The sequence below is a fragment of the Streptomyces sp. NPDC045021 genome, assembly GCF_056432645.1.
The window spans coordinates 852,404-866,299 of the sequence record NZ_JBWKIQ010000002.1 but is presented as its reverse complement, the minus strand read 5'-3'; the positions used below and the strand labels follow the sequence as shown (position 1 = coordinate 866,299).

General features: G+C 72.3%; 13 protein-coding genes. 3 read left to right on the top strand and 10 right to left on the bottom strand.

Going from position 1 to position 13,896, the window contains the following annotated elements; genetic code table 11:
• Positions 1-263: 263 nt before the first annotated feature.
• Positions 264-1,646, bottom strand: a complete 1,383-nt coding sequence (locus AC07DC_RS11085) for a transcriptional regulator (protein WP_478913953.1) — start codon at positions 1,644-1,646, stop codon at positions 264-266.
• A gap of 285 nt (positions 1,647-1,931) precedes the next feature.
• On the opposite strand from AC07DC_RS11085, the gene AC07DC_RS11080 reads away from it, so the two are divergent.
• Genes AC07DC_RS11080 through AC07DC_RS11070 form a run of 3 tightly spaced genes read left to right on the top strand, consistent with a single transcriptional unit; the run spans position 1,932 to position 5,106 of the window.
• Positions 1,932-2,588 (top strand): bifunctional DNA primase/polymerase, encoded by a 657-nt coding sequence (locus AC07DC_RS11080; protein WP_478913951.1) that lies wholly within the window; start codon positions 1,932-1,934, stop codon positions 2,586-2,588.
• Positions 2,589-2,647: 59 nt separating this feature from the next.
• Positions 2,648-3,475, top strand: a complete 828-nt coding sequence (locus tag AC07DC_RS11075; protein ID WP_478913949.1) for an ABC transporter ATP-binding protein — start codon at positions 2,648-2,650, stop codon at positions 3,473-3,475.
• Complete coding sequence (locus AC07DC_RS11070) at positions 3,472-5,106, top strand: transporter (protein ID WP_478913947.1); 1,635 nt, start codon at positions 3,472-3,474, stop codon at positions 5,104-5,106. Before AC07DC_RS11075 ends, AC07DC_RS11070 begins: the two co-directional genes overlap by 4 nt.
• 69 nt (positions 5,107-5,175) lie before the next feature.
• Here AC07DC_RS11070 and AC07DC_RS11065 read toward each other — a convergent pair whose 3' ends face one another.
• From AC07DC_RS11065 to AC07DC_RS11025, 9 genes are all read right to left on the bottom strand, one after another.
• On the bottom strand, positions 5,176-8,103 hold the full coding sequence (locus AC07DC_RS11065) for a LysM peptidoglycan-binding domain-containing protein (protein WP_478913946.1): 2,928 nt from the start codon (positions 8,101-8,103) through the stop codon (positions 5,176-5,178).
• A gap of 83 nt (positions 8,104-8,186) precedes the next feature.
• Complete coding sequence (locus tag AC07DC_RS11060) at positions 8,187-8,705, bottom strand: pilus assembly protein TadG-related protein (protein ID WP_478913944.1); 519 nt, start codon at positions 8,703-8,705, stop codon at positions 8,187-8,189.
• Positions 8,702-9,130 carry a TadE/TadG family type IV pilus assembly protein gene (locus AC07DC_RS11055; protein WP_478913943.1) on the bottom strand — a complete coding sequence of 143 codons (429 nt, stop codon included), beginning with the start codon at positions 9,128-9,130 and terminating at the stop codon, positions 8,702-8,704. Before AC07DC_RS11055 ends, AC07DC_RS11060 begins: the two co-directional genes overlap by 4 nt.
• A gap of 8 nt (positions 9,131-9,138) precedes the next feature.
• A complete protein-coding gene (locus AC07DC_RS11050) occupies positions 9,139-9,612 on the bottom strand; it encodes a TadE family protein (protein ID WP_478913942.1) in 474 nt (157 codons plus the stop codon).
• Positions 9,613-9,656: 44 nt separating this feature from the next.
• Entirely contained in the window at positions 9,657-9,905 is a 249-nt protein-coding gene (locus AC07DC_RS11045) for a hypothetical protein (protein WP_478913941.1), read from the bottom strand.
• 94 nt (positions 9,906-9,999) lie between these two features.
• A complete protein-coding gene (locus AC07DC_RS11040) occupies positions 10,000-10,905 on the bottom strand; it encodes a type II secretion system F family protein (protein WP_478913939.1) in 906 nt (301 codons plus the stop codon).
• Positions 10,902-11,792: a type II secretion system F family protein gene (locus tag AC07DC_RS11035; RefSeq protein ID WP_478914118.1), complete on the bottom strand. Its 891-nt coding sequence runs from the start codon at positions 11,790-11,792 to the stop codon at positions 10,902-10,904. The genes AC07DC_RS11040 and AC07DC_RS11035 overlap by 4 nt, the downstream gene beginning before the upstream one ends.
• Entirely contained in the window at positions 11,792-13,099 is a 1,308-nt protein-coding gene (locus AC07DC_RS11030) for a CpaF family protein (RefSeq protein ID WP_478913937.1), read from the bottom strand. The genes AC07DC_RS11035 and AC07DC_RS11030 overlap by 1 nt, the downstream gene beginning before the upstream one ends.
• Positions 13,096-13,896, bottom strand: a complete 801-nt coding sequence (locus tag AC07DC_RS11025; RefSeq protein ID WP_478913936.1) for a hypothetical protein — start codon at positions 13,894-13,896, stop codon at positions 13,096-13,098. The genes AC07DC_RS11030 and AC07DC_RS11025 overlap by 4 nt, the downstream gene beginning before the upstream one ends.

Sequence of the window (13,896 nt, the reverse complement as noted above, 5' to 3'; positions counted from 1 at the left end):
CGCCTTTACCCCGTCGTCGGACCCGTCATCGGACTCGACGGCTCACGCTACCGGGTCAGCCTGAGAACCCACCACGCACCCGATCGGGCGAAGGCCCGGCACGGCCACGTTGACGACGGGGAAGGACCGAATGGCGAGGTATCGGACGTCTCTTGGGCCGCTGTGCGCGGCGATGTCGTTCCGGTAACGATTCCGGCGGGTGGCGATTCCGCCGGTACCGCGAACGCACAGGTGGCGCACCCCTTGGTGGAGCCTCCGGGAGGCTACGCCGCCGCCTCCTGCTCCTGCAGATGGGCGCCGAACTCCCGTACCGCGGGCTCCGCTCCGTACGGTTCGAGACGGCGGCGGAAGTCGTCGAGGTACTCGGCACCGCGGTTGGAGCGCAGCCCGGTCAGCAGCGCCACCGCCTCGGTGCCCGTGTGGCAGGCCTGCTCGATCTCGCGCTGCTGCACCTGGGCGTCGGCGAGCAGGAGCAGGCCGATCGCGCGGCGGCGCACCCGTGTCGGGGGATGCCCCGCGAGGGACTCCTCGGCGCGCCGGGCGGCCGGGGCGGCCTGGCCGAGGTCGCGGTGGCCGTGCGCCAACTCGTCGGCCAGATAGGCCTGGTCGAAGTGGGAGATCCAGTCCGGGTCGTCGTCCGGGTTGGAGTGTTCGAGCGCGTCGACGGCCTGCCCGGCGACCGAGGCGAATGTCCGGGCGTCACCGAGCAGCGCGTGCCCGCGGGCCTCCGCGGCGTAGAACATCGCCTGCGCCGTGGGGGTGACCTGCCCGCGCGCGCCCTCCTGCGCGGCCCGCGCGAGTTGCGCGATCTCGCGCGGATTGCCGAGCGTCTCGGCGAGATGGCTCATGCCGGCGGCCAGCACGTACCCGCCGTACCCGCGGTCCCCTGCGGCCTGCGCGAGCCGCAGCGCCTGGATGTAGTAGCGCTGCGCGAGCCCCGGCTGCCCGGTGTCGACGGCCATGTACCCGGCGAGTTCCGTCAACCGCGCGACGGAGGCGAAGAGCTGACGCCCGGTCGCCTCCCGGTACGAGCCCGCCAGCAGGCCCGACACGACGCTGTTGAGGTAGTGCACGACGACCGGCCGCACATGGCCGCTGCCGAAGCGGTGGTCCAGGTCGACGAGCGCCTTCGTCGTGGCCCGCACCGCCTCCACGTCCGCCTTGCCGACCCGCGAGCCGCCGGCGCGCGCCACGGCGCCGTCGGTGCGGGTGATCAGCCAGTCGCGGCTGGGCTCGACGAGGGCCGAGGCGGCCACCGAGGACCCGGTGAGGAAGTCCCGGCGGCCGACGTCGCTGCGCCACAGCTCGCAGACCTGCTCGATCGCGCCGAGGACGGTGGGAGCGAAGTGCAGCCCGATACCGGTGGCGAGGTTCTTGCCGTTGGCCATGCCGATCTCGTCGATGGAGACGGCGCGGCCGAGTTTGCGGCCCAGCGCCTCGGAGATGATGGCCGGGGCCCGGCCGCGCGGCTGCTGACCGCGCAGCCAGCGGGCCACGGACGTCTTGTCGTAGCGCAGGTCGAGGCCGTGCTCGGCCCCGCACATGTTGACCCGGCGGGCCAGACCGGCGTTGGAGCAGCCGGCTTCCTGGATGAGCGCCTGCAGCCGTTCGTTCGGCTGCCGCGCCACCAGTGGTCGTGCGGCCATGTCGTGCCCCTCCTTCAGCGCGGGACACCCGGGCACGCGCCCGTCGCCCCGCTTCCCCCTGGTGACCCTGGCGATCTTCGTCAAGAGATCAATGCCCAGCACACATGACGTGAATTCACCGTTTTCCCGGCATTTCTTCCCAGGGCGTACGTCAACGCACCCACCAGGGACTACCCGCATCCGAGGCCGCCTTCTCGCACGCGCCCCCGGCCGTGCACCCGTGCGCCCGCGATGAGCCGCGGCTTCACCCCGTAACCCTTGGTGACGGACGTAGTTGTGCAGCGCGTGGAAGACACCATCGGAGCCCCCCCGCAGCAGCTCACCGACCAACTGCTCGACACAGCGGTCCGATACGCGGAGGAGCGGCACTGGGACGTGCTGCCCGGCTCCTGGCTGGAGGACGTCGGCAGCGGGTCCCGCTGCTCCTGCGACTCCCCCGCCTGCCCGGCGCCCGGCGCGCACCCGACCCGCCCCGACTGGGCGACGCAGGCCAGCGGCAGCGCCGTCGCGGTGCGCCGGATGTGGTCCAAGCAGCCGCGTGCGTCGATCCTGCTGCCGACCGGACGAACCTTCGACGCGATCGACGTCCCCGAGGTGGCCGGCTGCCTCGCCCTCGCCCGCATGGAACGCATGGACCTGCCGCTGGGCCCGGTGCTCTGCACCCCCAACCGGCGGCTGATCTTCCTGGTGCTGCCCGGCGCGACCGTCAAGGTCCCCGACCTGCTGCGCAAGCTCGGCTGGCCGCCCGCCTCCCTGGACCTCGTGGTCCGCGGCGAGGGCGACTTCGTCCCGTCCCCGCCCACCCGTACCGGCACCGGTGGCTCCGTGCAGTGGGCACGCCAGCCCACCGCCCTCAACCGCTGGCTCCCCGACGTCGAGGAGCTGCTGAGCCCGCTGGCGTACGCATGCGGCCGTGAAGCGGCGGCCGGCCGAACCCGCTAGCGAGCCTGCCCTAGGCTTCCCCGTGGATCAGCGGTCTCCACGGGGAAGGACGGCGCAACATGCCGAAGACATTGGAGCCGGGGGGACCCGACGAGGGCGCGCCGGACCAGGGCGCACCGGATCACGGCTACGCGGTCAGTGTCCACAACCTGTGGAAGAGCTTCGGTGAGCAGGTGGCGGTGGCCGGCATCCACCTCGAACTCCCGGCCGGACGGTTCATCGGTCTCGTCGGCCCGAACGGCGCCGGCAAGACCACCACCCTGTCCATGGTCACCGGCCTGCTCCGGCCCGACGACGGCACCGTCCTGATCACCGGCCACGACGTCTGGACCGACCCCGTCGGTGTGAAGTCGCGCATCGGTGTGCTCCCCGAAGGACTGCGCCTGTTCGAACGCCTGTCGGGTCGCGAACTGCTCGCCTACACCGGCCGGTTGCGCGGTCTGCCCGGCGCCGAGGTCGACAAGCGCGCGGCGCAGCTGCTCGACGTCCTCGACCTCTCCGCCGCGCAGAACAAGCTGGTCGTCGACTACTCGACCGGTATGCGAAAGAAGATCGGGCTGGCCGCGGCCCTGCTCCACAACCCCGAAGTGCTCTTCCTCGATGAGCCCTTCGAAGGCGTCGACCCGGTCTCCGCCCAGGTCATCCGGGGTGTCCTGGAGCGGTACACCCGGTCGGGCGCCACCGTCGTCTTCTCCTCCCACGTCATGGAGCTCGTGGAGAGCCTCTGCGACTGGGTCGCGGTGATGGCCGCGGGCCGGATCGTCGCCCAGGGCCCGATCGCCGACGTCCGGGGCGAAGCCGCCTCCCTCCAGGACGCGTTCCTGTCGCTCGTCGGCGCGACCGAACGCGGCGGCCAGGACCTCGACTGGCTGGGTGGCGCACGATGAGCGCGACCGGCACGCCGTCCGCCCCGTCGGTCCAACCGTCGCCGTCCGCCCCCTCGGTCACTCCGGTCTTCATCCGCCTCAAGCTCGCCATCATCCGCAACGGGCTGCGGCAGTCCACCGGCCGCACCATCGGCTGGATCGTCGGTGTCGTCTTCGCGATGCTGTACGCGCTCGCGATGGGCGTCGGGATGATCGCACTGCGCGGCAGCGAGTACGGGCCGGCGGCCGCCGTCGGGCTGGCCGTCGTCCTCGTCATCGGCTGGGCCGTCATGCCGCTCTTCCTCTTCGGCGGCGACGACACCCTCGACCCCACCCGCCTCGCCATGCTGCCGCTGCGCCCGCGGCCGCTGATCTCCGCCCTGCTGATCTCGTCGCTGCTGGGCGTCGGACCGGTCTTCACCGTCATCGTGACGGCGGGCGCGGTGTCCGCGCTGGCGGGCAACGCGGCCTCGCTGGTCGTCGCGGTCGTCGCCGTCGCCCTCGTGCTGCTGCTGTGCGTGGCGCTGTCGCGCGCCGTCGCCGCCGCCAACACCCGCCTGCTCACCAGCCGCAAGGGCCGCGACCTCGCGCTGCTCAGCGGCCTGTTCGTGGCGGTCGGCGCGCAGCTCGTCAACCTCGGCGCCAGCTCGCTCGCCTCGTCCGACGGCCTGGAGCGCGTCAAGTCCCTGGCCTCCGTGGTCCGCTGGCTGCCGCCCGCCCCCGCGATAGACGCGGTCCGCGCCGCGGCCGAGGGCTCCTACGGGCTCGCCGTCCTCGATCTCCTCTACGTCGCGGCCGTCCTCGCCCTGGTGATCCGCTGGTGGCACCACAGCCTGTACCGGCTGATGGTCACCCCCGACGCCTCCACCCTCCAGGCCGCGGAGAAGGAGGCGGGCACCGGCGGCGGCCGGCTGGCCGCGCTGCTGCCCACCGGCCGCACCGGCACCGTCATGGAACGCCAGTTCCGCTACGCCTGGCGCGATCCGCGCTCCAAGGCGGCCTGGGCGACGGCGCTGGCCGTCGGACTGCTGCTGCCGATCGTGGCCGCCGTCCAGCACGGCAGCATCTACTCGGCGTGCTGGGCCGCCGGGCTCCTCGGCATGCAGATGTACAACCAGTTCGGTGTCGACGGCTCCGCCTTCTGGACCGTCGCCTCCACCATCTCCACCCGCGCCGACGCCCACGCGGAACTGCGCGCCCGCGCACTGGCCCTGGCGACCGTCGCCGTCCCGTACGTCACGGTCGTCACCATCGGCTCGGCCCTGCTCCTCGGCCGTCCGCGCGCCATCCCGGAAACCCTGGGCCTGTCCTTCGCCCTGCTGGGTGCACTCATCGCCGCCGGCGCCTTCGCCAGCGTCCGCTTCCCCTACGCCCTCCCCCAGAACAACCCCTTCGGCAACTCCGCCCCCGGCCAGGGCGGCCTCGCCGCCATGAGCCTGTTCGGCGGCGGCCTCACGGGAGCGGCCTGCTGCCTCCCGCTCGTCGGCCTGACCATCTACCTCCACGTCGCCGACCTGCACGCGTACCTCTGGACGCTCCTCCCGGTCGGCGCCCTCTACGCCCTGACCCTGGCCACCGCTTCCCTCCACTTCACCGCCCCCCGCTTCCTCAACCGCCTCCCGGAAATCCTGACGGCGGTGGCGAAGGGCTGACCCTGACGGGCACCCGGGCGTGCGGACGCGCGGGCGGCGGGCCGAAGCCCGGCGCCCGGCTCCGGAAGGTCAGTTGGCGATGCTGCCGCGCCAGGCCGGGAGGAGTTCGTCCAGGAGGGCTTCGACGCGGGGCGGCAGGCCGCGGGCCGCGCCGTTGAGGGACTGGTTGCGGGCCAGGAGGGATTCCGCGGCCGCTTCGAGGCGGGCGGGGTCGCCGGTGGCGTGGGTGGCGTGCAGGAGGGCGAGCCAGAGTCGCTCGTCGGAGCCGGTGACCGCCAGGGCGGTCTGGACGGCGGCGACGGCCGCCTTGGGCTTGCCCGCGTCCAGGTGCAGGCCCGCGAGGGCGAGGGCGACCTCCGCGACGAGCACCGGGTGCTGGGCGTCGACGATCTCGTGGGCGAGCCAGCCGTAGCGGCCAGGGGCGCGGTCCTCCAGGAGGGAGCCGCGGGCCAGGGCGAGGGCGTCGGCCAGGAGGCGACGACGGGTCTGCGGGTCGTTGGCGCCGGGGCCCTCGGAGGCCGCGTGGTGCAGGGTCTGCAGGACGTCCCAGTCGGAGACGACCGAACTGGACAGCACGAGGCGGCCGGTGGCGTCGTACGACATCCGCGACGAGCCGTCGGGGTCGGTGCCGAGCCACTCCCGCAGCCGGTCGATGAGCGCGTCGCGCACGTCGTCGGTGACGCCGCGCGGCCAGAGCGCAGAGGCCAGGACCCGCGGGTGGACGCCCTCGCGGTGCAGGAGGAGCAGCGCCAGCGCCTCGTGGAGGAGCAGGCTGCGCCCCGCCTCGGGGGTTTCGAGACCGATGAGTTCGAACGGGCCGAGGAGGCGCGCGTACACCCCGGGCCGGCCCTGGTCGGTGAGGTCGACCATGAACGGCGGGACGGAGGCGGACGGTTCGCGGTCCGGGTCGGCCGCCGCGAACAGCCCGAGGACCGCCTGGTACTGGGCGGCCGGGAGGAGCTGCGCCTCCAGGTCCAGGCCGAGGAGCGGGGCGAGCAGCCGGCCCGCGGGGGTGATCTCGAGCGCCCACGCGGCGCCCGGCAGGTTGTCGCGACCCGAGGCGACGAGATAGCCGATGCCCAACCGCCCGGAGTCGGCGGCGAGTTCGGCGAGCTTGTCGGCCTCCTCCTCGGTGGGCTCGGTGGCGATCAGGACGAGGTGCGGGGCGCGCTGGGTGTGCTGGGCGCTGCCGGTCCGGCCGGTCAGCACGTTGTCCTGGCCGGCGGTACGCAGCGCGCCGGAGCGCTGCGCGGTCTCGGCGGCCATCGTCTCGATGACCTCGGGGACATCCGCGAGGTGCCGGATCCGGGCCGGCGCGAGCGCCGTGAGGTCCTCGGCGAAGCCCACCAGCGTCACCGTCATCCGGTCCGACCAGCCGTTGGTGGCCAGTTCGGCGGCGACAGCGGCGAGTACCGCCTCGCGGTCGGCGCGGGCGCCGGTCAGCGACACGATGCCGGGCACCGCTTCGAGGTTGAGCATCAGCCGGGCGCCGTCGAGGGTGCCGAGGGCGGCCAGGCCCGGGTACGGGGCGCTGGCCGAGACGTCCGCGTCGGCCGGCAGGTCCGCCCGGTCCAGCCGCCAGAACGTCTGGTCCTGGCCGAGCTGCCAGGGCGCGGGCGGCTGGCCCTCGGGCCAGGCCAGCTGGAGGTGGAGCGAGTCGGCGGTGAGCCACGCCGCGTAGACCGTGGGCAGCTTGCCGCCCTCCGAGGCGAGCCGCGCCGACAGGGCGCGCAGCGCGCGGTCGAGGAACGCGACGGTGTCGGGGTCCGCGCCGATCCGCAGCGCGTCCGCGGCGTCGGCCTCGGGCCCGGTGGGGGTGCGGGGCGTACGGACGGCGCCCGCGGTGACCGACTGCCACAGCGCGGTACGGCGGCGCCGGCCCAGCGCGGCGAGGAGGCCGGCGGCCAGCAGCGGGGCGCCGATGAGCGCCTCGGGCAGGCCGAAGCCGTGGGATCCGGACTGCTCGCCGACGGACGGCGCGGCTGGGGTCTGCTCGTGGTGGGCGGGCCCCTGGACCGGCAGTTGGGCCGGGGTCTGGGCCGGAGCGGGCGCGGCATACTCCGCGTGCGCGCCCTCGGCCGTCGTGTCCTTGACCCCACCGCGCTCGGCGTAGTGCTTCACGTCAGGAGCGGTCTTCGGCGCCGCGACCGGCATCTGCACGAGGTCGCCGCCGTGCGCGTCGGCCGGCATCTCCATGATCCAGCCGGGCCGGATCAGGCTTGCCTTGGACAGCTTCGAACCGTCGGGCTGCGCCCGGTCCTTGTTGAGCTGGTAGATCTCGTTGTAGCGGCGGCCGTCGCCGAGGTGGCGTTCGGCTATTTCCCACAGCGAATCGTGGTGCCGGCCCTCGGGCGGCTGGATCCGGTAGAACTTCGTCGCCGCCTTGCCGGCCTCGGCGGCGGCGGCCGCACCCGGCGTCACCGTCGTGGAGGCGGGCCCGCCGCCCTGCTGCTGCGCACCGGCCGCGTTCTGCTGGTGCTGCTGCACCTGCCCCGGCGTCTGCTGTGCGGTCACGGCCGGGCCGCCCCGGTGCGGCTGGTCGTGCAGGTTGCCGAGTTGCGCGAGCCCCGGCGTGAGGCTGGCGGCGCTCGCGCCGATCAGCAGCAGCGCCGCGATCAACTGGCGCGCCAGCAACTGGCTCGGCCCGGACGCGGGTACCCGCGACGGCATCCCGATCCCGGAGATCGCGGCCTTCGCCTCCACGATCACGCACGCCGCGAACTGCGCCCACGCCAACCAGACCACGACCGCCAGCACGTTGATGAACGTGTCCGTCGTGATCGGCTCGCGCAGCACGTCCATCGAGAACTCGCTCGGCAGCGGCGAACCGATGATGTACAGCAGTGCGCCCGGCACACCCACCACCAGAACGGCGAGCGCGAGGAACGCCATGAGCGCGCGGACGACGTCCCCGAACGTACGGCGGCGCCGTGGCGGCTGCGGCCGGCCCGGTTGAGCCGGTTGGGCCGGTCGCCGGCTGGCGGTCGTGCGTGCCATGGGCTCGTTCCTCTGCCTTCTGCCTTCGATGCTGCGGTGGAGGTGCTGGACGGTTCCGGCTGCGGTCGGCGGTGGAAGCCGGGTCAGCCGGTGGCGATCTCGGCTGCCGCCGTCCCGTGGACCGTGAAGTCCTTGGTGTAGAAGAAACCGGTCAGGGTGGGACTGTAGGTGAGCTGGATCCTCACCTCTACATGCTGGTCGGTGGTCTTGGCCATGTCGCAACCCGAGGCGGCGGCGTCCTGGATGCTGAGCCCGGACTCCGAGGCGAATTGGCGGACCCGGTCGGTGCAGTTCGCGGTGTTGATGCGCGGCGCGGTGCCAGCGGGCGCGTTCCGCAGCGCCTCCACGTCGATGTCCTGGGCCGCGTAACGGGCCGCCTGCTCCGCGATGTCGGCGGCGCGCTCGCGCTTGTGGATCGACAGGCCGCCGTCCACGACGAAGGCGGCGAGCGTCATGAACACCAAAGCGAACATGAGCATCGCCGCGGTCCCGGAACCGCGATCGTCGAGCGCAGCGGCGCCGGCTCCGCTTTCGTCGAGCGTCGCGGTTGCCGAGCCGCTTTCGTCGAGCGTCGCGGTGCGTCGCGTCTTCAGCCACCTCACGGTGCTGCCCTCCGGTACGGGTCGAGCGGTGAGGCTCCGGTGGAGGTGATCGTGTTGTGGATGTCGAGCCCCAGGACCCCGAATCCGCGGATGGTGCAGGTCACCTCGACGGAGAAGAGCTCGCCCGCCACGAAGCCCTTGCTCTTCTTCGTGACCGTCGGGTGGTCGAGGCAGGTGTCCTTCAGATCCGCCTCGGCCGCGTCCTGGGCCTGGCTCATCGCCGTCGTGCCGTCGCGCTGCAGCGAACCGGCCCGCGCGGCGTCGCGCGCGGCGCCGTCCACCGCGCCCCGGCCGTCGACCAGCTGTCCGAAGGCGACCAGGACGAGGATGAACAGGATCATGACCGGTGCGAGGATCACCACCTCGATGGTGGAGATCCCCTCGTCACCGGCCCGACGGGCCCTGTTCCGCAGCCAACTGCGCATGTCCGGCCTCAGCCCCCGATGTCCGGTACGAAGCGTTCGATCGGACCCTGCGAATGCTCGTTCACCGTGAACTTCATTCCCGGGAAGACCGTCGGCACGGTGGCCGTCACCCGGATCCCCACGGTGTTGTTGGCGGGGCCCGAGGACGTCACCGTCGGGCCTTCGAGCAACTGCGGCCCGAGTTGGGCGATATAGCTCAACGCGGTCGATTTGGCCTTCGCCTCCCAACCGCCGGGGTTGGCGTCCGCCTCGGCGCGCGCCTTGCGGGCGCCCGCCTGCGCCGCGGCCTGCGCGACGTGGTCGGCGAAGTAGAAGAGCCCGAACTGCACGGTCGCGAAGATCATGAAGAAGAGCACCGGGGTCAGGAAGACGAACTCGATCGCGGTCATGCCGCGGTCGCCCTTGGCGTGGCTGCCCACGCCGCTGTCGCCGCGGGCGGCGTCCAGCCTGCGGCGTACGAAAGACCCGGATCGGGTGCTCATCGACCTGTTCCCCGTTGTCGTGTCACTGTTCCTGGTCGCGCCTACTACTTGCAGGTACCGGTGTCGGTGGTGCCCGAAATGCAGTTACCGACCTGCTTGGCCTTACCCTGCAGCGCGTTGTTGATCAGCGCGGCGACCACGCCGACGATGGTCACGACCACTGCCGAGATGATGACCCACTCGACGGCGGAGGCGCCCCGCGAGGTCTCCTCCGCACGGGCACGCTGCACCCGCCCCTGAATGAACGTGACGAGGAAATCGATCGCGGGGTGACTGATGGGCAAACGGTTCATGGTTCAAGTCCTCTCGACTCGGTGACTACGTGGATCAGACTCTTCAGAAACAGACGATTCAGATGCTTCAAACGGTTCAGCCGATTCGGATGATTCAGACCTTGAAGACCCGCATCGCGGCCGGAAAGATCAGGAAGACCAGGAAGCCCGCACAGAGCAACAGCTGGGCCACGAGCATGGACTGCGACTTCTCGCCTGCCCCGCCCTCGATCTCGGAAAGCTCCCGGTGCCGCATCGTCTCCGCACGCGAGGCGAGCGACTCGCGCACCTTCGCACCGTCGTCGGCGACCAGCCCCAGCGTCACCGACAGGTCCTTCAGCTCCTCGACCCCCAGCTCGTCGCCGAGCCGCCCCAGGGCGACCCACTGGCTCGTACCGGTGATCCGCGCGTCCGCGAGGGCGTTGCGGATGCGCAGCAGCGCCCAGCCGTCGCCGATCTCGGCGGCGGCCATGAGCGCCTCGGGCAGGCCGCGGCCGCCCGCGAGGTTCATGGAGACCAGGTCGAGGTACGCACCGATGACGCGCCGCAGGTCGCGGCGCTTGTCGACGGCGTCCCGCCGTACTTCCACGTCCGGCAGGAAGAAGAAGAGACCGCCGAAGAGCAGCGCCATCCAGAGCGGGATGATCGGATTGCTGCCGACGCCGAGCTGCCAGGCGATCGCGAAGAGGAACGGGCCGAAGAACACGCCGACCGCGGACAGCATCACCTTCGTGGCGAGGAAGCCGTCCCAGCTGCGGTCGAGCACGGCGAGGTCCGCCCGCAGGGACCGCTGTTCCCAGCCCTGTTGCAGGTAGAAGGCCGAAACGCGCTGGCCGAGCCGGCCCTTGACGTCGGTGGCGCGCGGCGCGGGACCGCTGGACGGCCCCGCCGCGCGCAGCGCGTCGATCTGCGCGACGGTCGCGACCGCGCCACGGCGGTTCGGCATCAGCGCCCGGACGAGGGCGAAGACGCCGAGGCCCGCGATGGCCCCGACGGTCACGGTCAGGAAGATGCTGTTCATCGGAGGCCCATCTCCTGTCGCTCGGGTGCGTGCGTCAGGAACCGGTCCGGCGTCTCGATCTTCGACAGGTTGCGCAGCCACCAGAACCCGGCGGCGAACAGCGCGCACACGACGCCCAGCACCAGCTGGCCGACGGCGGTTCCGTAGGGCTCCACGAAGCTCCGGTTGAAGATCGCCAGCCCCAGGACGAAGGTCACCGACACCACGATGACGATCTGCACGCTGCGCCGGGTGCTCGCCCGCTGCGCCATGACGCGCTGGCGCATGTCGACCTCCTCGCGGGCCGACTTGGCGAGGGCGCCGAGGACCTCGCGCAGACCGGGGCCGCGCAGCCGGGAGTTGAGGATGAGCGCCGCGATGATGATGTCGGCGGAGGCGTCGTTGATCTCGTCGGCGAGGTGCTGCAGCGCGTCCGGCAGGGGCGTACGCGACCGCAGCCGGTCGACGAGCGCCTCAAGGTGGGCGCGGAGCGCCGGGGCGGCGGCCCGTGCCGAGGCGGGGATGGCCTGCTCCAGACCGACGGCGCCGGCGATGGTGTCGCGCAGCGATTCGGTCCAGGCGGCGAGCGCCTCGACGCGCTTCATGGCGGCGCGCTCCTCGGCGGCGCCGCCGAAGAGGCGGTCCCAGGTGAAGACGAGGATGCCGGTGGCGGCGCCCATCACCATCCACCGGGTCAGCGCCAGGACGACGAGTGCGCCGCCGATGGCCAGCGAACCGCGGGTGGACAGGAAGCGAGCCACCTCGGCGGCGCGCTTGCCGTTGTCCTTGCCGGCGCCCGGCTTGGGCGCCCAGCCGCGCAGCGCGACGACGAACAGCGCGATACCGCCGCCGACGGCCGTGCCGGCCAGTAGTCCGTACAGCACGGGCAGGGAGAACACACCGGTCATCATCGCCACACCCCCGAGGGCTGGTAGCCGTTGGCGAGGAGTTCGTCCAGGCAGGACAGGGGCGCGTGCGGGTACGCCCGCCCGTCCTGGCCCTCCGCGAAGACCTCGCTGGACAGGACGCGGCCGTCGATGCCGTTGACCTCCCGGATGGATGTGACGACGCGGCGCAGCGTGCCGCCGCGTTCGAAGTCGTTGCGCCGTTGCACGAAGACGACGAAGTCGATGGCGCCCGCGACCAGCATCTGGGACGCCTCGACGGGCAGCCGCTCCTTCGCCTGGAGGGCGTACGTCGAGATGCGGTTGAAGACCTCGGCGGAGCTGTTGGCGTGGATCGTGGAGAGTGAGCCGTCGTTGCCCTGCGACATCGCGTTGAGCATGGTGACGATCTCGTCGCCGAGCACCTCACCGACGATGACGCGCGAGGGGTTCATACGCAGTGACCGCCGCACCAGCTCGGCCATCGAGATCATGCCCTGGCCCTCGGAGTTGGGCAGCCGCTCCTCGAACGCCACGACGTTCGGGTGGAGTTCGGGGAACTGGTCGAGGCCGAGTTCCAGCGCCCGCTCGACGGTGATCAGTCGCTCGGTCGGCCCGATGACGTTGGCGAGCGCGCGCAGCAGCGTCGTCTTTCCGGCGTTGGTGGCGCCCGCGATCATGATGTTCTTGCGGGCCAGCACGGCGGCGCTGAGGAACGAGTGCAGCTCGGGGGTGAGCGTGTTGTTGCCGACCAGGTCGGAGAGGAAGACCTTGCCGAGGCGGGCCCGGCGGATGGAGAGCGCGGGACGGCGCGTGACGTCCATGACGGCGGACAGACGCGAGCCGTCCGGGAGCCGCAGGTCGAGCTGCGGGTTCGCCGAGTCGAAGGGGCGGGAGGACAGGCCCGAGTACGCACCGAGCACCTGGATGAGTTCGATGAGCTCCTCGTCGGACTCGGCGACAGGGTCGGCCTGCAGCTCGCGGCCGTCGGAGTACCCGACGAACACCTGGTCGCAGCCATTGATGTCGATGTTCTCGACCTCGGGGTCGTCGAGCAGCGGCTGCAGCCGGCCGACGCCGAACAGCGCGGCGTGCACGGCCGCCGCGTACGCCTCCTCGGCCTCCGCGTTGGGCGGTGTGCGGCCGACGTTGATCTCGGCCCGCGCGTAGTCCTCAAGGATCTGCGCGATGACCGCGCGGGCGAACTGCCGCTCGTCCTCGGGGGACATCGCGGGCACGCCGGACACCTGGTCGAGGCGGCGCTGCTCGGATATGCGGTCACCCGCGTCCTGCCGGAACCGCTTGACGAGCTGGTGGTCCATCGCGCTCATCGAAGAACCCCGTACCGGTGCGGCACGTCGGCGGTGATCTGCCGGGCCGAACGGATCAGGAGCGACTTGTCGAGACGGCCGCGGCGGCGGCCGGCGAGCTGTTCCGCACCCGCCGGGTCGTGCGCGAGGGTGCCGACGACGCGGGCGGCGATCTGCGACGCGACGAGCATGTCGTTGACCTGGCTGACGATACGGGCGCTCTGTCCCGGTTCGGTGACCAGCAGCACGCCGATCGGCGGATAGCCGAGCGCGGCCGCGCCGCGCTGCGAACCGTGCAACTTGGCGGAGAGCGCCGCGGCGCGGTCCCGCACCCTGGCGAGCTGTTCGGGCTCGGTCCGGGACACCAGCAGGACGAGCGCGGCGTGCGAGAACAGCTCCAGCGAGGGCGAATCGGCGCCGATCCGGCCGCAGTCGGCGAGCACGTCGGCCGCGCCGTTCGGCGACTCGGCGAGCGTCGCGAACGCCCGGCCCAGCGTCGGCCACAGACCGACCAGCCCGGCCGCCTGCTCGGAACTGCCGAGCCCGACGACGACATCGAGGCCCCCGGCCAGCGGCTGCGCGTGGTCCCACAACTGCTCGGCAGCCAGCCCGCGGCGGGCCGTCGCGGCCAGCGACAGCATGCCGGTGTTCGGGTCGAGCACACCGCCGTGCGCGGCCTGGCTGCGGTAGACGAGGTCACCGCCCGACGGGTCCGCCTCGACGAGCAGCGCGCGGCGCGGCCAGACGGCGGAGAGGGCGACGGCCGCCGTCGTCACCCCGGGCGACCCCTTGTCCGCCGCGATCGCGATAAGTGCCAT